Annotated in this window: 20 protein-coding genes; 17 read left to right on the top strand and 3 right to left on the bottom strand. The window is 60.3% G+C overall.

Annotation, left to right across the window (positions count from 1 at the left end; genetic code table 11):
• Positions 1-53: 53 nt before the first annotated feature.
• Positions 54-287 (top strand): VF530 family protein, encoded by a 234-nt coding sequence (locus ACA065_RS05715; protein WP_010212838.1) that lies wholly within the window; start codon positions 54-56, stop codon positions 285-287.
• A 4-nt stretch (positions 288-291) separates the two neighbouring features.
• Positions 292-918, top strand: coding sequence for a Pr6Pr family membrane protein (locus ACA065_RS05720; RefSeq protein WP_497693670.1), 627 nt, complete (start codon positions 292-294; stop codon positions 916-918).
• Positions 919-1,027: 109 nt separating this feature from the next.
• On the opposite strand, the gene ACA065_RS05725 is transcribed toward ACA065_RS05720, so the two are convergent.
• Positions 1,028-1,795 carry a siderophore-interacting protein gene (locus ACA065_RS05725; protein ID WP_497693671.1) on the bottom strand — a complete coding sequence of 256 codons (768 nt, stop codon included), beginning with the start codon at positions 1,793-1,795 and terminating at the stop codon, positions 1,028-1,030.
• The gene (locus tag ACA065_RS05730; RefSeq protein ID WP_497693672.1) at positions 1,792-2,313 is read right to left on the bottom strand and encodes a PadR family transcriptional regulator; all 522 of its coding nucleotides are present in this window, start codon (positions 2,311-2,313) and stop codon (positions 1,792-1,794) included. Before ACA065_RS05730 ends, ACA065_RS05725 begins: the two co-directional genes overlap by 4 nt.
• 536 nt (positions 2,314-2,849) lie before the next feature.
• Between ACA065_RS05730 and ACA065_RS05735 the strand changes: the two genes are divergently transcribed.
• The 15 genes from ACA065_RS05735 (at position 2,850) to ACA065_RS05805 (ending at position 17,843) form a co-directional block, all read left to right on the top strand.
• Positions 2,850-3,359 (top strand): fimbrial protein, encoded by a 510-nt coding sequence (locus ACA065_RS05735; protein WP_497693673.1) that lies wholly within the window; start codon positions 2,850-2,852, stop codon positions 3,357-3,359.
• A gap of 51 nt (positions 3,360-3,410) precedes the next feature.
• Positions 3,411-3,971: a fimbrial protein gene (locus ACA065_RS05740; protein ID WP_497693674.1), complete on the top strand. Its 561-nt coding sequence runs from the start codon at positions 3,411-3,413 to the stop codon at positions 3,969-3,971.
• 19 nt (positions 3,972-3,990) lie between these two features.
• On the top strand, positions 3,991-6,603 hold the full coding sequence (locus tag ACA065_RS05745) for an outer membrane usher protein (RefSeq protein WP_497693675.1): 2,613 nt from the start codon (positions 3,991-3,993) through the stop codon (positions 6,601-6,603).
• Positions 6,600-7,361, top strand: a complete 762-nt coding sequence (locus ACA065_RS05750) for a fimbria/pilus periplasmic chaperone (RefSeq protein ID WP_497693676.1) — start codon at positions 6,600-6,602, stop codon at positions 7,359-7,361. The genes ACA065_RS05745 and ACA065_RS05750 overlap by 4 nt, the downstream gene beginning before the upstream one ends.
• 21 nt (positions 7,362-7,382) lie before the next feature.
• Positions 7,383-7,964: a fimbrial protein gene (locus ACA065_RS05755; RefSeq protein WP_497693677.1), complete on the top strand. Its 582-nt coding sequence runs from the start codon at positions 7,383-7,385 to the stop codon at positions 7,962-7,964.
• A 7-nt stretch (positions 7,965-7,971) separates the two neighbouring features.
• Positions 7,972-8,469, top strand: coding sequence for a fimbrial protein (locus ACA065_RS05760; protein ID WP_497693678.1), 498 nt, complete (start codon positions 7,972-7,974; stop codon positions 8,467-8,469).
• A 13-nt stretch (positions 8,470-8,482) separates the two neighbouring features.
• Positions 8,483-8,962, top strand: a complete 480-nt coding sequence (locus ACA065_RS05765) for a fimbrial protein (RefSeq protein ID WP_497693679.1) — start codon at positions 8,483-8,485, stop codon at positions 8,960-8,962.
• 11 nt (positions 8,963-8,973) lie between these two features.
• Positions 8,974-9,522, top strand: a complete 549-nt coding sequence (locus ACA065_RS05770) for a fimbrial protein (protein WP_497693680.1) — start codon at positions 8,974-8,976, stop codon at positions 9,520-9,522.
• A gap of 119 nt (positions 9,523-9,641) precedes the next feature.
• A complete protein-coding gene (locus ACA065_RS05775) occupies positions 9,642-10,598 on the top strand; it encodes a fimbrial protein (protein WP_497693681.1) in 957 nt (318 codons plus the stop codon).
• Positions 10,599-10,621: 23 nt separating this feature from the next.
• Positions 10,622-11,590, top strand: coding sequence for a fimbrial protein (locus ACA065_RS05780; protein ID WP_497695307.1), 969 nt, complete (start codon positions 10,622-10,624; stop codon positions 11,588-11,590).
• Between the two features lie 577 nt (positions 11,591-12,167).
• On the top strand, positions 12,168-12,659 hold the full coding sequence (locus ACA065_RS05785) for a CS1 type fimbrial major subunit (protein ID WP_497693682.1): 492 nt from the start codon (positions 12,168-12,170) through the stop codon (positions 12,657-12,659).
• Between the two features lie 104 nt (positions 12,660-12,763).
• Positions 12,764-15,283 carry a CS1-pili formation C-terminal domain-containing protein gene (locus ACA065_RS05790; protein ID WP_497693683.1) on the top strand — a complete coding sequence of 840 codons (2,520 nt, stop codon included), beginning with the start codon at positions 12,764-12,766 and terminating at the stop codon, positions 15,281-15,283.
• 62 nt (positions 15,284-15,345) lie between these two features.
• Positions 15,346-16,086, top strand: coding sequence for a molecular chaperone (locus tag ACA065_RS05795; protein WP_497693684.1), 741 nt, complete (start codon positions 15,346-15,348; stop codon positions 16,084-16,086).
• Entirely contained in the window at positions 16,083-16,565 is a 483-nt protein-coding gene (locus ACA065_RS05800) for a CS1 type fimbrial major subunit (RefSeq protein WP_497693685.1), read from the top strand. The genes ACA065_RS05795 and ACA065_RS05800 overlap by 4 nt, the downstream gene beginning before the upstream one ends.
• Positions 16,566-16,595: 30 nt before the next feature.
• Positions 16,596-17,843 (top strand): hypothetical protein, encoded by a 1,248-nt coding sequence (locus ACA065_RS05805; RefSeq protein ID WP_497693686.1) that lies wholly within the window; start codon positions 16,596-16,598, stop codon positions 17,841-17,843.
• A gap of 251 nt (positions 17,844-18,094) precedes the next feature.
• Here the strand turns inward: ACA065_RS05805 and ACA065_RS05810 are convergent, their stop codons facing one another.
• Positions 18,095-22,963 carry a hypothetical protein gene (locus ACA065_RS05810; protein WP_497693687.1) on the bottom strand — a complete coding sequence of 1,623 codons (4,869 nt, stop codon included), beginning with the start codon at positions 22,961-22,963 and terminating at the stop codon, positions 18,095-18,097.
• Between the last annotated feature and the right edge of the window lie 99 nt (positions 22,964-23,062).

Below are 23,062 nucleotides of genomic sequence, written 5' to 3' on the forward strand. Positions count from 1 at the left end.
CCCCGTCGGCTAAGGTGCGCGGCTGTGTTTTCTCTTTTTGCAAAAGGCCTGGCATGACCGCGACGAGCAACGACCCACTCCACGGCGTGACCCTGCAGCACGTCCTCACCACTTTGGTGGAACACTACGAATGGAGCGGTCTGGCCGAGCGTATTGATGTGCGCTGTTTCAAGAGCGACCCGAGCATCAAGTCGAGCCTCACGTTCCTGCGCAAAACCCCGTGGGCACGGGAGAAGGTCGAAGGCTTGTACGTAAAGCTGATGCGCACCAAACGCCCGTTGGATTGAGCCGATGAAGCGCTTCGTCGCGGCAGCGGCGCTGGCCGGTTGGCTAGGGCTGGCGATTCAGCAATACCTGATTTTCTATTCGCGCTGGGAGGCGGGCGCCAGCTTGCTGGGCGGGCTGATCAGCTTTTTCAGCTTTTTCACGGTGCTGACCAACACCCTGGTGGTGGTGGTGTTGAGCTATGCGCTGGTCAGTCGGGATGGCGCCGCCAAGCGGTTTTTCCTGGCGCCCCAGGTCAGCAGTGGGATTGCTGCGAGCATCATCGTGGTGAGCCTGGCGTACAACCTGCTGCTGCGGCATTTGTGGAGCCCCGAAGGCTTCCAGTTTATTGCCGACGAATTGCTCCACGACGTAATGCCGGTGCTGTTTGTCGTGTACTGGTGGCGGTGTGTGCCCAAGGGTTTTTTGCGCTTCAAGCACATCGGTGGCTGGGTGATTTACCCGCTGGTGTACTTCGCTTATGTGCTGCTGCGCGGGCATTTGCTGGGGCAGTATCAGTACCCATTCATTGACGTGGACACGCTCGGTTATCCACAAGTGTTTGTGAATGCCGGGGGGATTTTGGCGGGGTTTGTGCTGATCGCGTTGGCGGTGGTGGGACTGGATAGAATCTTGCAGCCATCCCAAACCTAAATGTGGGAGCGGGCTTGCTCGCGAAGGCGGAGTGTCAGCTACTGCATTTGGCTCTGACCCACCGCATTCGCGAGCAAGCCCGCTCCCACATTTTCGATCTCAATCGGCTTTACTCCTCTTCGCTGCCTTCCGCACGCCAGTAACCCACGGCCTTGAGGAACTCCTCATTGACCTTGTGCGTGTCCAGCAGCACGCGCCGCACCTGGCGCGACAGCTTGGTTTCAGTCGCTACAAAGCTGTACAGCGAGCCGCCAGGCAGCGTCAGGGTGCGTACGGTCTCAAGTAGGTCATCCTGGCCACGGATCACCCAAATCACTTCCACATCCGCTGCACTTTGCAGCGCCTGCTGTTCCGCCGCATTGGCGATTTCAATCACCGCCAGCACCTTGCGCCCAGTCGGTAATTCTTCCAGGCGCCGTGCGATGGCGGGCAGGGCGGTTTCATCGCCGATCAGCAAATAGCTGTCGAAGATATCCGGCACGATCATCGAGCCCCGTGGCCCGCCGATGTACAACTGCTGACCGACCTGCGCCTGCTCGGCCCAGGTCGACGCAGGGCCATCGCCGTGCAGCACGAAGTCGATATCCAACTCACCGATGCTCAGGTCAAACCGCCGTGGCGTGTAGTCGCGCATGGCCGGTTGCGGGCCGTCGCCCTTGATGCTGAACGTCGGGCTTTGCAGCGCTGCCTGTTCGGCGGCGTTCTGCGGGAACAGCAACTTGATGTGGTCGTCGCTGCCCAGGCTGACAAAACCCGCCAGCTCAGGCCCGCCCAAGGTGATGCGGCGCATGCGCGGGGTGATGTCGACGACGCGCAAAACATCCAGGCGGCGACGTTTGATTTCGTGGGTAACGCGATGGATAGCTTGAGTATTCATTGGTCTTTCCCGTCGGCAATGGCTTGAGCGGTGCGATTGAGCAGCGCCGCGACACGAACGATTTCTTCCGGGCTCCAGCGCCCGTGATGCGAGTGCAAGGCATGGCGCAGGTTGTGCACCGCCTCGTGGATTTCCGGCGGGCGGTCCTGGCCGCGCAGCGAGCGCTTGCTGACGTCGATGCGCATGCGCACGCCGTTCAGGGCAACCGCTTGCTCGCTTAAGAAGAGACGACCGGCGTCGGTGATTGTGTAGCGTTTTTTTCCGCCGTCGGCGTCGCCCTGGATCAAATCGCTTTCTTCAAGAAAGGTCAGGGTCGGGTAGATCACGCCGGGGCTTGGGGTGTAGGCGCCGTCGAACAGGCCTTCGATACGGCGAATCAGGTCGTAGCCATGGCACGGCTGTTCGGCGATCAAGGCCGGCAGCAGCAGTTTCAAATCGCCGGGGGCAAATACCCGGGGGCCGCGACCGCGGCCTGCGCGTGGGTCAAAACCGTCACGCTGGTGAGGATGGTCTCGCATGGTAGGCGCCTCTGTGTGTGTCTAGATATAACGTAAGATATATCTTAAGCGCAGCGCAAGGGGCCCCGACGGACGGTCTGCTGTGAAGCGCTCACGCCTTAGTTACTGAGTGAGTCAGACTCAATAATCGTTATTGTTTTTTGAAGTATGTAATCCTATTCTTACGGACCTTTATATAAGTAAAACATTCTCATTGGACTCCATGTAGTCTGTGTCTTACAGCTGGTATTTAAGTTTTGGCAAAATGCCATAATTTTCGTATGTGCCTTGCTGTAACAAAGCTACGCGATTAAGCGAAACAGACGGCTTACATAGTCAATCTTGAAGTGGAAACTTGCCTGGCTTCGAACGGAGCCTGATTTGCAATACAACTAATTGGAAAGCAGGTGTCGCGTTTACCACGTGATGCCAACGCCAGTTGAGTGCAATTCAGGGGTTACCCCGTTCATCGCTTGCTTAATAAGTCCTGCGCACCACTGCGGCAGGGTTTTTTATGACATTTATCAATGTGTGAGTATCTGCAAATGAAAACCAAGATGAAAACTGCGCTGTTGTCCATCGGTCTGCTGGTGGGTTCGATTTCCGTTGCTCAGGCGTCGGATGGGACGATTACGTTTTTGGGCTCGGTTCATTCGGGGGCTTGCTCCATCAAGCCTGACTCCGTAGACCAGACCATTCGCCTTGGCGCGATCGCCAAGCATCAGTTGCAAGCTGGCGGCAAGTCCGAAGCCCGTAGTGTGAAGATCGAACTTGAAGGCTGCGATTTGAGCGGCCTGACCGATAACACCGTGACCACCACCTTCACCGCCGCACCCTCCAGCACTGTTCCAGGTGCGATCGGCACCATCGGTGGCGCGGGTAACGTGGGCATCATGATGACCCATGGCAGCAAACCCATTGTGTTGGGCACGCCGACCACCCCACAAGCCATTTCCACGGGTAATAACACCCTGGAATTCGGTGCTTTTGTGCAGGGCGCAGCGACCGGCGACATTGTCCCGGGCGAGTTCAGCGCGGTCACCAACTTCACCTTGGCTTATCAGTAAGTGTTTCCCCCGCCACTGTGCGTGGCGGGGGAATGCTGGCGGGAGATTAAGGTGAACACATTCATAAGTCTCGCTATTGCCTCTTCATTGACCCTGTTCATCAGCCCTTACGTAGTCGCGCAAGCGTCTTCGCAAGGCGAGGGCGTAGTCACGTTAGGAGGGGAGATCGTTGACTCAGCTTGCGGGCTGGAAGCGGTCAGTTCCGACCAGACCATCGAGATGGACCCGGAACCCATCGGCCGGCTTTTGCGCCACACGATAGGGCAACCACAGCCCTTTCAGTTGCGCCTGGTCAATTGCACGTTGAGCCGCCCCGACCCGTCGCGCCCTGGTGCAAGCCTGCCTGACTGGGAGCACTTGCGGGTGACGTTCGACGGCCCCAGCGATATGGGCGGGCGCACCTTTGCGCTCTTCGGCAGCTCGGAGGGCGTGGCGCTGCATATTCAAGATGCCGCCGGCCAGGAGAGTGTTCCGGGAGTGCCCATGGCGCTGCGTCCATTGGTAGAAGGCGACATGACACTTCACTACACGCTGCGCCTGGTCGGCAACGGATGGCCGCTGGCGGCTGGGCCTCACAGCGCCGCAGTGCGTTTCAAGTTGGAATACTTTTGAACATTGATGGACTGCTTTCATGTTGAATAAGTCGAAGGTCAAACATGCGCTGGGCCCGAGCCTCTTTGGCGGGTTGATATCACTGGCAGGAACGGCATTGGCGGCCGGGGACATTGAGTTCAATACCGACGTTCTTGACCTCAATGATCGCACCAATATTGACCTGTCTCAGTTTGCACGCAGCGGGTTTATTCTGCCGGGTACTTACTCGATGGTGGTGCAGATCAATGCCCAGACAATAAGTGAGCAGTCGGTGGCGTTCTATGCCCCCGATAATGATCCCAAAGGCAGCCAGGCCTGTTTATCGCCAAGTCTCGTCGAACAGTTGGGCTTGAAAGAGTCCGGCGGGGCCACACTGGCGTGGTGGAAAGGTGGGGAGTGCCTGGATATTCAAAGCTTGCCCGGCATGGAAGTCAGTGGCGACCTGGCAACGTCCACGCTGAACATTAACTTGCCGCAAGCTTACCTTGAGTACACCGCGATCAACTGGGATCCGCCTTCCCGTTGGGATGAGGGAGTGCCGGGGCTGTTGGTTGACTACAACATGACGGCGCTGTCCAGCCACCAAAGGAACGACGGCAACCGCACGAACCTCAGTGGTAACGGCACACTCGGCGCCAATGCCGGGGCTTGGCGCCTGCGGGCTGACTGGCAGGGGCGTGTCGAAAAAAACACTGAAGGCGCGGCCAGGCACCAAAAGCTGGAATGGAGCCGCTACTACGCTTATCGCGCCATTCCTGCGCTGAAGGCACGCCTGGTGGTGGGTGAGGACTACCTGTATTCGGACCTGTTTGACAGCTTCCGATTCACCGGTGCTGCGCTCAAGTCGGATGAAAGCCAGCTGCCACCCAACTTACGGGGTTACGCACCGGAAGTGGTCGGCGTGGCCAAAACCAATGCCAAGGTCGTCATCAGCCAGCAAGGGCGTGTGCTGTATGAAAGCCTGGTGGCGGCAGGACCGTTTCGCATTCGCGACCTCAATGACGCCGTGACCGGCAGGCTGGATGTGCGGGTGGAGGAGCAGGATGGCTCGGTGCACACCTCCCAGGTCGACACGGCCAGCGTTCCCTACCTGACGCGCCCAGGGCAAGTGCGTTACAAGCTGGCGACGGGGCGGCCGTCCAATCTTCAGTACGGTGCTGACGGCGACGCTTTCGGAACCGGCGAGTTTTCCTGGGGCGTCAGCAATGGCTGGTCGCTGTTTGGCGGCGGTATCGGTGATAACAACTACCGCGCGCTTTCCGTGGGTGTGGGCCGTGACCTGCTGGCGTTCGGCGCCGTGTCGCTGGATGTCTCACGCTCTCACGCAGAGGTGTGGAACGAGACACTCACGGGCAAATCCTATCGCCTTCAATACTCCAAGAACTTTGAAGAATACGACAGCCAAGTGACCTTCGCCGGTTACCGATTTTCCGAGAAAAACTTCTTGAGCATGAGTGAGTACCTGGATGCTCGCCACTATGGGTTGAACGGCGAACTCGCCGGGCGTGGCAGGTACAACGAGGACGGTGTGTACAGCGAGGACTGGCGACCGATTGGTGGCAGCAAGGCGCTTTATACGGTGACCGTGAACAAGCAGTTTCGTGACCTCGGCGCCACCGTCTATGCCAGCTACAGCAAACAAACCTATTGGGAGCGGCCAGACACCCAGCGCTGGAACCTGTCGGTGGCGCGCTACTTCAATGTGGGCACCGTAAAAAACTTGAGCCTGTCGTTGAATATGTACCGCAGCCAGGAATACAACCGTAAGGATAATGGCATGGCGCTGACGGTCAGCCTGCCCTTTGGGCGCACCGGCACGCTGTCGATGGATGCCAACCGGAACGCAGGCCAGAACCGTTATACAACGCGCTATGCCGACCGTATCGATGAACGTAACAGCTACCAGCTGACGGCCAGCGACAACGGTGCCAGTGGCTACCTGAGTCATGTCGGGGATCAGGCTGACATCAACCTCAGCGCCAGCCAGCAAGAGCGCGATTACACCAGCCTGAGCATGTCGGCGCGCGGCGGTGCCACGCTCACGCCTTACGGCGCGGCACTGCATCGCACCAACAGTATCGGCGGCACCCGGCTGATGATCGATACCGCGGGTGTGCCCGATGTGCCGGTGCGCGGTTACGGTTCACCGACCCGCAGCAACGCCTTCGGCAAAGCGGTTATTTCCGATATCAGCAGCTATCAGCGAACAGCGGCCAGTGTTGATCTGGAGCGTTTGCCGAGCAATGTCGAAGCGACTCAATCGGTCACGCAGCTGACGCTTACCGAAGGCGCGATTGGCTATCGCTCGCTGGAAGTGATTTCCGGTGAAAAAGCCATGGCGGTTCTGCGCCTGCCCGATGGCAGCTCACCGCCCTTTGGCGCCACGGTGAGAAACAGGAAACAACAAGACACCGGGATTGTGAATGACGGCGGCAACGTCTACCTGAGCGGCATCCAGGCCGGCGAACAGATGGTCGTCAGTTGGGGTGGAAGCGAGCGCTGCATCCTCACGCTGCCCGGCACCTTGCCCGCTGATGCGTTGACCGATGCCCTGCAACTGCGCTGCCAGATGGTGGCCGCCAAACCCTCCTTGCCCGAGCCAGCGGCGCTGACCGGCAAGCCAATCGATACGGAGAACACATCCTCATGATGCTGAATATACGCCTCACACTGCCGGCCGCCGCGCTGCTGGCGCTGGGCTTGAGCCAGAGCGCCAATGCCGCTGTCGGCCTGGACCGTACCCGCGTGATTTTCGAGGGCGGCAAAGATGCCACCAGCGTGAACATCACCAACAACAATACCCAGCTGCCGTACTTGGCCCAGGGTTGGATCGAGGATGAAGCGGGTAACAAAATCACCACGCCCTTGACCGTACTGCCGCCGGTTCAGCGCTTGGAGCCCGGCAAACAGAGCCAGGTGAAGGTGCAGGCGTTGCCGGCAGCCAAGTTGCTACCGCAGGATCGAGAGACGGTCTACTACTTCAACTTGAGGGAAATCCCGCCGCGCAGCGATAAAGCCAACACCCTGCAAATTGCGCTGCAAACCCGGATCAAATTGTTCTACCGACCGCAGGCCATTACGCCCAGCCAGCAAGACCTGTCCAACCCCTGGCAGGAAAAGCTGACCCTCACCCGCGAAGGCGACGTTTACCAGGTGCATAACCCGACGCCTTACTACGTGACGCTGGTGGATGCGCGCAGCAGCAAGGAAGGCAAGACCGTGGCGGGCTTCGAGCCATTGATGATCGCGCCAAAGGGCTCGCAAACCCTGGGGCCAACAGCCAAGGCACTCGGCGCCACACCTTACCTGGCCTACGTGAATGATTACGGCGGGCGGCCGTTGATGGCCTTCACCTGCAGTGGCACCACGTGCCAAGTCAACGCGCAAGCGTCACCGCCTATTCAGTAAGGCCTGCTGCCGGAGAACATCATGAAGTCGCACAAACTGAAGGTCTTGGGCGGCCTGCTGCTGGCCTTGGCGGGGAGCGCGCATGCCCAGGAGGACGAGGACATCCAAGGCATGAGCGGGCTGCTCAACGTTCTTGGGTCCATGCATGAAACCCCGTGCAGCGTGGAGATGACATCACAGTATCAAACGGTGGACCTGGGCGCCGTGACGGCCAGCCAGTTGCAGCGGCCTGGCGATCACGCAACACCCATGACATTTCAATTGGGTTTCAGGGATTGCCAGCGCACCGCCGGCAGCATCCGTAATGAACGCACGGGCAACCTGACATGGAGTGCCTTTCAACCCGTTGTGTCGTTAACGTTTTTGGCGCCCGCCGATGCCGAAGACACACGGCTGGTCAAGGTGCAGGGCATCACCGGGATGGGCCTGCGGTTGACCGATTCCCTGGGGCGCGATGTACAGCTGGGCTCGCGGGGCGAACCGTTGGTGTTGCCCTTGGGCGACAGCACCCAGACCTGGACTGTTCGGCCCACGCGCACCTCGGCGCCGTTGACCAGCGGCGCATTTCGGGCCGTGGTGGATTTCAGGCTCAATTATGAATGAGGGCAGCATGAGTGCTAAGTCAACCGGCTCGCGGGCCATTCTTATCGCGGGCGGCCTGTTGTGGGCTGTCGGCCAAGGCGTGCAGGCCGAGACCAATTTGACCATCCGCGCGGTCATCATCGCGCCGCCGCCGTGTGTGATTAACGGCGGCACTACCCTGGATGTGCCGTTTGGCAATGACCTGCTGACGTCACGCGTTGACGGGGTCAATTACCGTCGGGATGTGCCGTATACCGTCGCGTGTTCCGCGCCGTTCAACAACGCGATGAAACTGGAACTCAAGGGCTCGGGGGCGGCGTTTGATTCCAGGGTGCTGCTCACGCGCAAGCAGGACCTTGGGGTCAAGCTGTTCGTCAACGGCGCTGATTGGCCACTGAATACGCCGGTCAATTTCACCTACCCAACTTTTCCGGTGGTGCAGGCGGTGCCTGTCAAGCGCGTGGGCAGCCAACTGACGGGGGGCGCATTCGATGCCGCCGCCACCCTTGTGATCGATTATCAATGAAGAGGAGCGACCCATGACACGTTGGCAGCAGCGAGCGTTCCTCGCCTTGTGCTCCATCGGCCTGTGCAGCGGTGCATCGGCCAACCTGACGTTCAGCGGAACCCTGAACGAGCCACCGCCTTGCACGATTGATGCGGGCAACACCATTGAAGTCGATTTTGGCGATGTCGGGGTCAAGCGCGTCGACGGGGTGAGATACCGCAAAAGCGTCGGTTACATCATCAGTTGTGGCGCCGACACGCTGCCGTGGGAACTCAAGTTGAGTGTCAACGGCACACCCACGGCGTTTGACGGCGCAGCGGTGCAAACCAATGTGCCGGCGCTGGGCATTCGGATTTTCCAGAACAACGTGCCGTTCGCGCTCAACACGCCGCTGGACATAAACCTGTCGTCACCGCCGACGTTGGAAGTCGTACCGGTCAAGCAGCTGGGTTCAATCCTGGCCCCCGCACCGTTTACGGCGGTGGCCACGCTGTTGGCTGAATACCAGTAGGAGTGAAGGCTATGCGACCTGAATTGCTTCATAAGGCTTGGCCGTGGGCCGGGCTGGCATTACTGCTGACCTTTGGCCTGGCCCCCAAGGCACAGGCGGCGGACAACCTGCGTTTCAAGGGCAACCTGGTTGAAGAGGCCTGCACCATCCGGCCGGGCGACGAGGCCATCATCCTGGAACTCTGGGACGTGACCAGCAAGCACCTCTACATCAACACGCGCACCCAGGGCAAAGGTTTCAAGCTGCATTTGCAGGACTGTGACACCACGATTGGCAAGACAGTGACCATCACCTTCGGCGGCACTGAAAACCTGAAACTGCCTGGGTTGATCGCGCTCGACGGCGGCAGTGCCGCCTCAGGTATCGCGGTCGGCATAGAGACACTCAACAACAAGCCGTTGCCCGTGAATATCGTCAGCGACGAACAGGTGCTGAGTGATGGCAGCAATGTGATTGAGCTCAAAGCCTACGTGCAGGGCGAGCCGGATGCGATCAGGGAGCAGACCATCGGGCCGGGTGCTTACACGGTGAGCTCGACGTTCACCCTGGACTACCCGTAGCGGTGAGCCGTTCTTCCTGGGCTGACAACCGCCTTGGACACACTTCAACTCTCTTCTGGGCGCCACGGATTGACTATTCGTCAGGCGGCGTCTGGGGAGGGGGTAATGAGAGAAGAAAAATGAAAAGACTCTATGAAGCCATGGTGCTTCTTGCCTTGATGGCGGTTACGGCAACTGCACAGGCGGTTGATTGTCGGGTAAATGGAGGGCCTTGGCAGACGGGTAACCCCAACCTGTCTGTTCCCGTAACGGTCACCCTGAGCGCAGACCGCACGCGGGTGTTGTTGGAAGGGGCGAGGCTGGAATGTCGATACTCCCCTGGGCAGGGCCCGGCTTGGGGCGTGGACTATTGGGCAACGGGGAACAGCTCCGGCACCCCGTGGACACCGGGCTCCAAGTTCAGCGGCGAAAGAACCGGTTTGCGAATCAACGGGTCGTTTTTGGATACCCCGGTGACGCCCGCAATACGGTTGGCGACGATGCCCAATAACGGGGCCTTTTACCCGATCAATGTCACCCCCTACATTCTGGTACGTAACTATCCGGCTAACCCGATCGATGTTCGCGTCGGCGACAACCTGGGCCTGCTACGTGTCAGCAGTTCGAACAACTACGACGCTACCCGTCCGCAGCTCACGGTCACTTACACCGCCGCGAACAACTTCACCGTGTCCCCCTCAACGTGCACGATCAACAATAACAACCCCATCGACATCAATTTCGGCAACGTGCACCAGAGGGGAATAGGCACCGATCCGCTGACCACCACTGTGCGCAGCGACCGCAGGCTCACTTACTCATGCCCAGATGGCGGGGTTAGCACACCGATCACCATTACCTACAAAGGCACCCCGTCGTCATTCGACACACGCCTGCTGCGGATGAGCAACGCAGACGTGGGCACCGCCCTTGTGCGTGCTGGTTCTTCGGTTCAGGTCGGCAGTTCGTTCCTCACCCGCATTACCAACAGTGTGGGTGGCGACGATGTCACGTTTACGCTGGTTCGGCGCAATGGGTCTGTGCCGGCCGCCGGGCCCATCAATGGCAGTGGCGTACTGGTGATGGGGGTGCCATGAACTACGCACAACGAGAGATCAAAATGAAACGACTATTGGGCGCCAGTGTGCTGCTCACCCTGATGGGTATGAGTACCCTTGTGAGCGCCGCTGATTGCCGAGTAAATAGCGGGAGTTGGGTGCATGTAGGTGCAGGTGGCACTTTAAACCTGCAGGTTCCCGTTACTGTCCGGGTGGGCGCGGACACCACCCGTCTCCTCCTCGAAGGGGCGAGGCTGGAGTGTCGATTCACTCCCGGCCAGCCTTTTCCTACGTTTGTAGACTATTGGCGAACCTCGTCACAAGCCGGCGCCCCTTGGACCCCAGGCCCGAAGTTCACCAGCCAAGGCACCGGCTTACGAATAAACGGAGCGTACCTGAACACCCCTGTCCCGTATGAAATTCACTTGGCTAGCATGCCCAATAACGGTGTGGGTGTGCCCATTGATGTAACGCCCTATATCTTGATCCGCAACAACCCGACAAACCCAATCGACGTTCGAATGGGCGACATCCTCGGGGCGTTACGGCTACGTCAGACAAACAATTACAGTGGGACAAGTACGTTGCTCGTGCTCACGTACACCGCCGCCAATAACTTTTCCATCTCCCCCTCCACCTGCACCATCAACAATAACAACCCCATCGAGATCAACTTCGGCAACGTCAACCAGCGCGCAATCGGCACCGACCCGCTGACCACCACCATCCGCAGTGATCGCAGGCTGAACTACGCATGCCCCGACGGGGGGATTACCACACCGATCACCATCACCTACAAAGGCATCCCATCGTCGTTCGACTCACGGCTCCTGGTGATGAGCAACCCGGACGTGGGCACCGCACTTGTGCGTGGCGGTTCTGCGGTGCAAGTCGGCGGTTCGTTCCTGACCCGCATCACCAACAGCGTGGGCGGCGATGATGTGACCTTCACCCTGGTGCGGCGCAATGGCTCGCTACCCGCGGCGGGCCCCATCAATGGCAGTGGCGTACTCGTGATGGGGGTGCCTTGACGCACGCATAACGCCAAGGCTGCACCCACCCTGGGTGTTCGATCATTCCAGGGTTCCTCGCCTCACTCTGCCTGCTGACCCCATCCCGGTTCAGCAGCGCCCCTCCTGCGAATCACTCCTTTTGCGTTACTGGCGGTGCCACTCAAGAGCACTGTACGGTGCAGCTTTATAAGTTAGAGTGATAACGTGCGTTTAAATGTGGTACAACTTCCAGTGCCGTTTAGTGTATTAAGTTCATGGCGTGGCGCGCCGTGTAAGTACGCGCCTACAGAACGTTCTGCTGTTAAGTAATTTCTATTTATAGACGCGTAGTCTTGTTCTTACGGCTAATTATAAAGTTTTGGCAAAAGGCCATCTTTTTCGTTCAATGATTACACCTCAAAGCCACGCCGAACAGGGATGTGGCTTGCATACCTGTTGTTTGATTTCGCCGATTCTAGTGCGGCGTTGCAATAGTGAGTGGGCGGGGTTAACGCGACTTAAGTTAATGCGTCGCACAGCAGCGCTTTGGCCTTGCGCGTTCGCCTCGATCTCCCCGTGCAGCGCCTCAACTAAACGTTAAAGACAGGTATTGACCATGTTCAAGAAGTTAGCAGTGTGCCTCCCTCTGGCTGTCGCAGTCGTGGGCGCTTCGTCCGCGATGGCCGCCAACGATGCCAGCACCCTCATTAATATTCGCGCCGATATTCCGACCAAGCAGTTCCACGCCCAGCCGCTGGACCCTAACTTCGGCCGTGACGAAGTCATGACCTATAACACCGTGAGCGGGGAGTTGAGCCAGCTGTCGGCCGTCTTCACGATGAAAAACACCGGCGGCTCGATTGACGCCTACCTGCAGGACGGTCCCGCGTCGCTCACCAACGGCGCCGACGCTATCCCACTGACCATCACCCTGGGCGATGTGACGCTCGATGGCACCGCCAAGGAAGTGGCCGCAGACGCCGAGTCCAACCCAGGCCTGCAAAAAAACCTGGTGATCAAGGCGGCCAAGCCGACCGACGTACAAACCGGCCAATACACCGCTGTGACCACCGTGATCTTCGATAACGTGCCGCGCACCACGCCTTGAGCAGGTGTTGCCAATAAGCCCGGCGCTTATTGAAAACGCCAGCCGGCCGTTTCCAGCGGTCGGCTTTTTACCGGCCTGCAGTTTGCCAACAGAGTATTGAGTTCATGTTCCCTTTGAGACCCCTCGTGGCAGCCATCGCGCTGACCACCTGTTCGGTCGTTATGGCCGCGCCCGATAACAACTACACCCCGCGCAGTTTGTTGTCCCAGGCTAAAGGTTTGCCGAGCGATTTCGAAGAGCACTTTTTCGATGTGCCGTTGGCGGTACGGGTCGAGCGGGATCAACAGTTCGTGGGCGAGGCGATGATTGTGTTGACCCGTGATGACCGGCTCACCCTGCTTGAGTTCACCGACCACAGCGACAGCCCGATCACAGGTGTCGAGCGTGACGCCTGGGAGACTTACCTCAAGCCCGGTGTACCGTTGGGGCAATGCACTCAGGGCTGTCCTGAACAGTTGCTGGCGGTGCACTACAACCTGGAAAACTCGCTGGTCTCGATCCTCACCGAAAATGCCGAGCGTGATGCTGCCCCACAGCAGTTTTACACCCAGCCGGACGGCGGCAGCACCGGGCTGATCATCAACAACCAATTGAACCTCAATGGCGGGCAGAACCAGGACCTGGGCGGGCGTTTCGGTCTCGAAACCAGCAGCAGCCTGGGCAACTGGAGCCAGACCCTGAATTTTCAACTGGCGCGCCTCGGCGGGCCGGACACCCAGCTTTACCACGCACTGTATTCGGCCTACGCCCAGCGCGAGTTCGAGGGCCAGTTTTTGCGCCTGGGCTATTTCACCCCCAATTCCGAAGGCCTGAACCGCCAGCCCCGTTCTTTCGGTGCGGCGCCGGACGTGGCCGTCGGGGTCATGGTCGGCAGTTCCGACAGCCTGGCGATGAACAACCCCAAGCCGAGCGTCTACCCGATCTACGTGACCTCCAACCGTCAGGGCTCGGTAGAGATCTACCGCAACGGCCTGTTGATCAATACCCAGCCAGTGCCGGCCGGTTTACAGACCCTCGACACCCGGCCCTTGCCTGGCGGTATCTATGAAGTGGAAGTGCGCCTGATCGAAGACGGCCAAGTCACGTCCACCCGCCAGGAGTTGGTGTACAAGCCCAATAACTGGCGCAACCATGACGAGCGCTGGCGCTACAACCTGTTTGCCGGGCGTGAAAGCACCTTGCTCAACAACTGGGAACAGCGCGACAAAGGCGACATGACCGCCGGTGCCTCGGTCAACTACCTGGTACACCCACGCGTGGTTCTAGGCGTATCGGGCCGCCAAGTGCAGGACCGTTTGCAGTTGGGCAGCTCCATCGACTGGAGCCTGGCCCAGAGCGCCAGTGTCTACGCCAACCTCTACCAGACGCGCGACTACGGCACCGGCATGGACGTGCAAGGGCTCTACAGCTACGGCATGGGCAGCGTGATCGCCAGCCATAACCGCAGCTGGCTCGATACCCGCAACACCTACGAAACCTTGCCCGACGGCACGCGTCTGCGCCAGCGCAACACGTTTGTCGGCCAGACCCGTACATCGTCGCTGTCGATCAACCACCGTTTGGGCAACCAGAATTCGGTGAATGCCCGCGTCTCCCACAGCAAGGGCAATGTCGAAGGCGTGGGCCTGGACCTGGGCTGGACCCGGCACGACACGCTGTTTGGCAGCGATGCCAACTGGCGCTTGTCGGTGTTCGACCGGCCGCCCACTGGCACGCTCAGCGACAAGCGCAATCGCGGTGTCGACCTGACCCTCAACCTGGCCCTCGGCGGCCCGGGGGAAAGCTGGTCCGGCAGCATCGGTTCGCGCACCGCGCGCGAAGGCCAGCGCGACAACAACGCCTCGCTGACCTACCGCAAAGAGCTCAAGGATCACGCCCTGCAAAACGTCTCGGTCACCGCCCTGAGCGATGTCTACGGCGTGGGCCTGTCGAGCATGACCAGCTTCGCCACCGACACCCTGGCGGGTGATGCCTTTGCCCAGCGCTCGTCCTATAACGGCGATTTGACCGGCGGCCTTAACCTCAACAACACCCTCGCGGTGGGCGCGCAAAAGATGGTCCTGACCAGCCAGTACCACGGCAGCGGCTCGGGAATGATCATTGATGTGGAAACCGATGTGGAGGGCATCGCGCTGCGTGCCGATGACATGACCGGCTCCAGCATGGCGCTGCGGCCCGGGCGTAACTTCGTGCCCATCACCGCCTATAAGAGCAGCTCGGTCGCCTTCGACTTCGAGGGCAACCACCCACCGGCCGCCACCATCCAGCCGGCGCGCACCGCTTACCACATGAACAAGGGCGGCGTCGCTTACCGCAAGATCAGCGTGATGAAAACCGTGACCGTGCTCGGTCGCCTGGTCGACCCGCAAGGCCGCCCGCTCAAGGGCCACCACATCATCAACCACGCCAGCCGTGGGGTCAGTGAGGTGGACGGGTTCTTCTCGATGGAAATGAACGCCAGTTCACCCACCCTGCAAGTTCGCCGTGGCACCGAGTTGCTGTGCCAGTTCCGCCTCGACCCGAGCAAGGCCCGCAGCGAGAACGATGTGCTGATGATCGGTGATCTGCGCTGCACCCAAGACACCCTGGCCGATGCGCTGGTGGTGCCGCAAGCCGCGGGTTGAAGGTGTTGAAAAGAGCAGGTGGCCCGAGCCCCTGCGCCCGTTATTCGATGAGGTTCACCGCAATGAAACGAGTATTGGCAGTCATTGGTTTTTGCCTGTTGGCCCACGGGGTTCAGGCAGGCCCCAGCATTAACGTCGGGGTGGTGTATGACTATTTGGACGGCGACAAAAGCACCTACCTCAAACGCATTTTCAACGGTGGCACCAGCACGGCTTTTGTGAAGGTCGAGATTCTTGAAATCGTCTACGACGCGCAAGGTGTGGCCAGGGAAATACCCCTTGAATCCCGGCCCGACAGCGGCGCCCGTGACGGCTTGATCGCCAGCCCTGCGCGGCTGATCGTGCCGGCCAACGGCATGCAGGGCACGCGCCTGGTTTACCTGGGCGAGCGCGGCAGCGAGCGTTACTTCCGCGTGCGTTACATCCCGGTGATGCCTGAGAAGGAGGACGCGTTCGCGGTTTCCGAAGAAGAGCGCGAGGCCTACCAAAACACCTTGCAGGCCGGGGTCAGCGTGTTGGCGGGTTACGGCACGGTATTTTTTGTGCGGCCCAGGGACACCCGCTACGACACCCGCATTGAAAACGACGGCGCCCGCTACACCCTGCGCAACAACGGCAACAGTGTGATCGAGGTGGATGAGTTCAAAAACTGCGTGGCCGGCAAGCCAAATGACTGCCACCCCACCACCAAGAACCACCTTTTGCCGGGGCGCATTTTCTCCTTCGACAAGGAGGCAGGTCGCGAATACCGCTTCAAACTCGTAGAAGGCGAGGCCCGCAAAGACCATGTGGTGAAAGGATGAACCGTTTGACGCAGTGGCCGTTGTCGGCGGTGCTGGCGCTGCTCAGCTTTTCAGCCATTGCCGCCCGTGAAGAAGCGGTGTTCCACGTCTCGGTCAAGGTGCCCACCAGCGACTTTTTCGTGCTGCCACTCAACCCAGGATTCCTCGAGCGCGAGCAGGTCATGGACTACAACCTGGTGACCGGGCGCCTTAGCCCGTTGCGTGAACCCTTTGAGGTGAAGAACGTGCTGGGCGGCATCAATGCGCGCCTGGGCTTTGCGCCGGTACTGTCCAATGGCACTGACTTGATTGCCCTGCAAGTGACCTTCAATGGCCACCGCCTGGATGTGGTCGACACCCTCGTGGTGCCAGAGGACCAGGCCAAGGTGGGCAAGCGCGTACCGCTGGTGATCGCCGCCGAGCCGCCGCCCGCCGACGGCTACCTGCCGGGCCAGTACTTCGGCAGTGTGCAGATCATTTTTGATGCGCTCAGGCCTTGATGCCGCTGACCCGACAAGTGAGTAATAGAGATGAACCTGAAAAACTTGAAGCACACCGGTCTGGCGAGCGCGCTATGGGCTGTGTTCGCTGTACCCGCGAGCGCCGAAACGCAACAGATCACCGCCAGTTTCCGACCGGACCCCACCAATGTGGCGGCCAACAAATTCACCAACACCACACCCCAAAGCTCGATTTGCCAGGCGCACATCCCGGCCCAGTGCAAGGCGCTGGGGATTTTCAGCCTGCGCTTTGGAAACCTCGCCGCCAGTTCCCTGGCGCCCATCGTAGCCAACCACTCAGACCCGCGTGCCGGGGCCTATTTCAAGGTGCCCTCATCGTTCAGGGATGTGCAGGTTCGCAACACGGTAACCGGTGAGGTGGAAACCGTGCAGGTGCGCATCGCGGGCATTGGCACGCTCTGGGCCTTGCCGAGACCACCCGGGGTTTCCGCGTGGTCGCAACCCGGGGTTGACTGGACGAGCCAGTGGCGCGTAGCGCCCAGCCCTTGTGTTTCCACGGGGCACCTGGCGGCCTCCACCACCTATGCCTCATTTTTCTGGATCGTGCCCAAGGATGCCGGCGCTTGTAGCCGTGTCCCGTCGGTTAATATTCCCTGGTTAAACTACTACACCACGGAGTATGCCTACGAACTGGTCACGCCCAACCCCTTGGGCATGACGTCCGGGCAATACGTGGGCAGCATCACTTACGCCGTCGGCGGTGCGGCGGCGGACTTTGATTTTGGTGACAACATGATCCCGACCGGTGATGACTCGGTCACCCTGGATTTCACCCTGGACGTGGACCACATCCTCAAAGTCGATGTGCCGCCCGGTGGCACCCTTGTCGAACTGGTGCCCCAGGGCGGCTGGCAAGCGTGGCTGAACCAGGGCCGCAAGCCGACGCGGTTGTTCAAGGACCAGACCGTCAACCTCTACGCCTCCTCGCGCTTTAAGATGACCCTCGATTGCCAGTACGTCGAAGCCGACAACAACTGCCGGATTCTCGACGGTGTTTCCCGTGAAACCGTGCCGGTGAACGTCAGTGTGAGCCTGCCCTACGGCATCACCGACCAGGCCGGGCGCCCGGTCAGTCGCCGGCCATTGCGCCGCGATGGCGTGGGCACGGAACTGTTCCAGCCGACGATCTATGTGGACCGCAAACCCAGCACCTTGCATTTCGAGATCGAGCGCGATGAGGTGGAAAAAATGCTCAAGGTCGGTGAGTCGCGGACCTATTCGGGCAACATCACGGTGATCTGGGATTCGGAGGTTTAATGCTGCCGTTCACTGAGGCATACCGAGTGCTTAACCTGTGGCGAGTGCGCTTGCTCCCGTGACGGGCTGACCGTCGACGGGTATTTAGCGCAGGCTCCTGGATCCAAATGTGGGAGCGGGCTTGCTCGCGAATGCGGTGTGTCAGTCACCCAGTGAATCGGCTGACTGATCGCATTCGCGAGCAAGCCCGCTCCCACAGGTTGGCCCCAAGGCCGCCACGGGAGCAAGCTCGATGTTTCTCCTCGGCTCTTTCAGGCAGGCGGCTGGGAGGGGCCCGCTATGGCCAAGTCGACCGGTGCTGTCTGCACTGGCGTTCGCGCAATTCCCAGGCGGTCAAGGCGTGCTGCAATACTGGGGTTGCTTCTGAGGAAGGAGCCCGTGGTTGACACGTATTTTCGCCAGCTATCGAGGTGGATATCGTTATCCAGTGCATAGTTTGCAACGTCCATTTTGGTGATTGGCGTTGCCCTGGGTGTTTGCGGTCGCAGGTACAGGCGGTCCCAATCCAGAATATGTTGATCGGTGATCTTGCCTCGCCCGCCCGATGGGCGTAGCCCCAGCCTTAACGATCTGATCAGGCCTGCTTGTTTCAACGTGCCGTTGTGCGCAATGTACTTCCACCAAACCGCTGGGCTGAGGCGATGGGTTTGCAAAAATGTATTCGCCGCCTGCGGGGTTTCATCCCCCAACCGTAACCATGCCTTGAACAAACTGTCGGTGAGCTCGCCATAACTTCCGGGGTTGAGTCGCCACTGACCGCGTGCGTTTATGTGGCCGGCTTGTGTCACATATTTGTTCCACGTCTTGAGCGGGATATTGCGCTCACTGAAAAAAACGCTGCAGTCCAGCGGTAGCGGGGCGGGTAGCTGGGCATTGGCGGCGACGTGTGCCTCCCATTCTCTCAGCGCCTTTTCGAGTGCGTTCGCAGCGTTCGGGGCTCCGCCGGGTGTGCGTTGCAGGGTGTCCAATGCCCACAGTTGGTTCGGCAACGGCCGCAGCCTGAACCGGGTCCACCCTCCACTCGGGGTAAGCACCGGTGCCACCAACCCATTCGGATCGTAGCGGTTGAACGCGTCCTGAATCCGAAACACCTGCTCCTTGCCCGTTTCACTGCTGCTGCGCACCAGCAAGGTGCTGGGAGAGCCGGGCGTTCGATAGATGCCGGTCCCTTCGGCCAGGGATGAACCTGCAGGTATCCCACCCTTGATCGCCAGGCTGGCGCTTTCCTGTTGGAACGCGCGTTGGTAGCCGGTCAGGTCCGGCAGCGGTGTACGCTTCACGGGTTTGAGCAGTATCGACAACGGTGTGATGCCAACCCCTGCGGCGCGCGCGGTGCCGCTGGCGGTGGCGACCTCAAACAATACGCGCCCGGCCACCCCACGCCGCACAATCAACCCGGCAACGCTTTGCCCCACGTTGCGCAGGGCCTGGACGCTGGTGCGCGTCATCCTGCCGACCCACCCAAAGGCCGAAGAGGCCAGCTTCCCACCCCACGGGAAGCCACCCAGCACGGTCGTGACCACTTCAACGCCGAACATCACTTTGTTGAACGTGGATTGGGCGTTCAATTCTTCGTTCGTCACGCTCTCGGTGTCGGTTTTGTCCAACAGGTGCAGGTAGTTCTGTCGGTACAGCCCGGCCAGCACATCGCCTGGGTGCACGACCAGCCGATGATTGAGCAAGCGTGTTGCGGCCGGTAGCCGTTCTTGAAGGTAAGCCTGCCAGGCTGAACTGCCCATCAGCCGAATCAATTCGGCTTCGCTGGCGACTTCCCTGAGTTCCAGGCCATCGGGGGCATGCGGGGCATACAGCACGCGCATTTTATTGACGGCGGTGCAGAGGATCAGCACCCCGTTCACCGTTTGCCCGCCGCGCCCCTCAGGGGCGTCACTGGCCGGGTTGAACATCAGCGCATTCGCCAGCACCGCCTGCCCGTCGACGGGTTGGCGGGTCGCGGGGTCCGTAGACGCCAGTACTGCCGCCATCCAGGCGGCGGCTTTGTTCTGGTTATTGTCGCTGGCCAAGGCGGTGCTGTAGGCATCAGGGCTCAACCGCGCCGACAGCGCCGCGTACTCCAGAGCCGACGCCTGGCTGGCGATCCAGGCTTTTTGCAGCGCTTGGGCTGCGGCCTCTGTGGCCTGCGGGGCGAGGTATTTTTTGAGCACATTCTCGGTGTACGCATGGCCAACATTCAGGTCCTTGACCCAGAGTTCGAGGCGCTCTTTGTCCACGGTGATGGCTTTGCCGTGGGCATCCTTTACCCAGCCACCCTGGCCGTTGATCAGCGTGGCTTCCACCTGCTCGTCCTGGCTCCAGGAAAGGCTTTTATCCCAAGGTTTGGTATTTCTCAGCAGCAGGTTGGTCAGGCTCATTTGGCTGGGCACAACGCTTTCATGCACGGACTGAAAACCTGCACCGGCACTGATGCGGGTTTTCGTCGTACTCACGACCTTCGTCCGGTCCGGGTCGATACCCTGCGCGGGATAGTCGGCCCTGGTCTTGTCATCCGAACCTTTTTCCGCCAGGAAGGCGCGTATCTTCAGCAGCACCTGCTGCTTGGCGTACTCGGCCAGCGTGGGGATCAGCGCGTTCCATTGCTTGCCCAATTCGTCCTGTTTTTCACGGGCGATCTGGGCCTGGTCCTGCAGGGCTTTTTGGTCCGTTGGGCTCAAGCGCTTTTGCCAGTCGGGTCGCCAGTGTTCCAGCAACCGTTGGTTGCGGGTGATGAAGGCTGCGGCCATGTCCAACAGCTCGACCAGTTCAACCCGGCCATTGCTTTCGCCATCCGGTTCACCTTCGGTCAAGCCCAGAATGGCCTGGATGTCGGCCTGCTGTTTGTCGAGCAGGGCCTGAATGCTGTTGGCGACGAAATCGTCCTGTATAGGGGCAAAGGTGCTGCGCAGGTCGCTTCCCCACAGCCCGGACTTGGTGTGTTGCACCGACAGTGGTAAGCCGCTGGCGAGTAACTTGCCGGCGTCGTCGCCGGCATTGATGCGCACCGTGAGGGTGTCGTGCAGGGTGCGCAGGGTGGCAAATTCTTCAAAGCCCTCGCCCGGGGTGTACAGCACTGCCATGGCCCCGCCATTGCTTTGGGTACTGAGGTTTTTGTGCGCGTAGGGCCAGTGGGGCAGTACCGGGCTGGAACCATCACTGGCGGTCAGGACGAAGCTGCCGGCCAGGCGTGCACCCGCTGCGCTGCCGGTGTTTAGCGTCAGCTGGTAGACACCGGGGCGGCTGCCATGGCCGAAGCAGGCTTCGCGCCGGGCCTGGGTCGGCCAGTGCAGTGCGCAGTCAATCAGCCATTTGGCCTGCGGGCTCAGGGTATTGTCGGCCACGCGCAGGCGTGCCTGTACATCCAGGGCTTGGCGGTGCACGTCTATCAGCCTGGCCTGTGGGCAGGCCATCTCAGGCGCTATGGGGGTTTGCCAGTAAGTGCTGACCTGCGCGGCCAGACCGGCCTGCAGGCTTTCAGCCAAGGCCAGTAACGTGCCGTTCTGCTCTATTTGCTCGGTTTCACTGACAGCGCTCGGGCTGCAGAAGACGCCCTCTGTGAAGGTAACGCCGTTGTCTGTTGGCGCGGCGTCGTCTTCCCACAGCAACAAGGCGCCAAGCGACTCGCGCAAGGTACGCGAGGATTCAAAATGGCGCAGGCCGTCGCTGTCGGTGCGGTAGCGGTTGACGTATAAACCGGCCGGCTCGGTTTCGGTGGCCAGGTGCGGGAAAGTCTGCTTGAGCAGGGGCGTCAGCACCGCGTCCAGCGAAGGGTGTTTGCGTTTGTCCAGCACGTCGTTCAGCTGTTGATTGAGCGAGTTCCACAGGTGTATGAGTTGCGCCTGTTGTTCCGGGTCCGGTGGGGAGTGGGCCGGGAGCCTCACGGGGTCAAGCAGTTTGGGCAAGCGCGCCGACACATTCGGGCTGCCTTTGAGGGGCAGCGCCAGGCTGGCGCTTACCGCTGTCGCCAAGGCGTCGAAGGTGCTGTAAGACGCGCTGAAGGCCTGCTCGATATCGGCCTCCTGCTGGTCGCGCTGGCCTTGCAGGCATGCCCTGAATACCGGCCCGGTAATCGGGGTGTAGCGCAGGTGCTGCCCACCGCGTAACGTCTCGCTGGCACCGGAGCGTTCGCTTTGCACAATGTTGGCAAGCAGCAGGGTTTTCTCCGGCCCGCTCACCAGGCGTCGGCACATGACGTTCTCCATGGCGTAGAAATGCTCGAATATCTCCACCCCAAATTGCGGCGTATACAGCACTGCCGGCCGCAGCCCATGCAGGCGTTCGGTGAGCACAAAGCAACCGTTCAGCGGTGTGGACCATCCAGGCAGGTTCGGCGAATACAGGCTGATGCTGAGCGTCTGCGGTGGCATCGCGTTGTTCGAGGTCTCATGGAGTAGGCGGTTCTCGATCAATTGCCGGCCTTCGGTCAGCACCTTCAGGTCGGTGTTGGCCTTGGCCAGGGCCGTTTGGGCCTGAGCATCCGCAGGCTTGCTCTGCACAACCTGTTCAGCCTGGGTGAGCTGTTGCCGGGCCTCGTGCAATTTCAAGTCGGCCTCCAGCGCAAACATCACACGCTGCTGCTGACTCACGGCGTCCAGCACACTCAAGGCTCCGGTGCTGGCGTGGGGCGCCGACCAGAATGCCGCAAGTGCCTGCGCGTACAGGCTCAGGCTGTCGTGTTGCAGATCGTCGATCAGCGTGTTCACGGCGGCGACCTCAAGTGCCGCGATCTCGCCGTCGCGGCCGGCGTGGTAGGCCTGCGCATAAAACCCCACAGCCTGGTCGACGAGGCCGGTGGGTGGCTCTTTGGCCGCTTGCGTCGCCACCTTGTGGCTCACAATGGCTTCTTGCAGCAGCTGTGTGAGGCTACGCGTACGGGTAATGCGCGGCACTCGTGCGCTGCCGTCTTGCGCAGCCTTCGACGGGGTGTCGTAGACATATTCGTTGAGAAACACCGTGTCGGGGTTCGGTGGGTTGGCGGGCACGAGCGTTGCCAGGGCCTGGCGTAGCTGAGTGGCCATCACGGTAGCCAGGTCCGGCTGAGCATCCAGCAGGTGCTCAATGGCGGTGATGCACACCGGTAATGGGCGCAGCAGATCTTCTGCGGAGGGTAGCGGTTGTTCGGGCATAACCTGGGTTTCCTGTAGCGATAGAGGTAACCGCGCAGGCCGATGTCGGGGTGTGAGGGCACTGCACGCGAGTGCCCACACTAATGACCCTTGAGAAAG

It is taken from the genome of Pseudomonas sp. LBUM1640 (genome assembly GCF_059716225.1).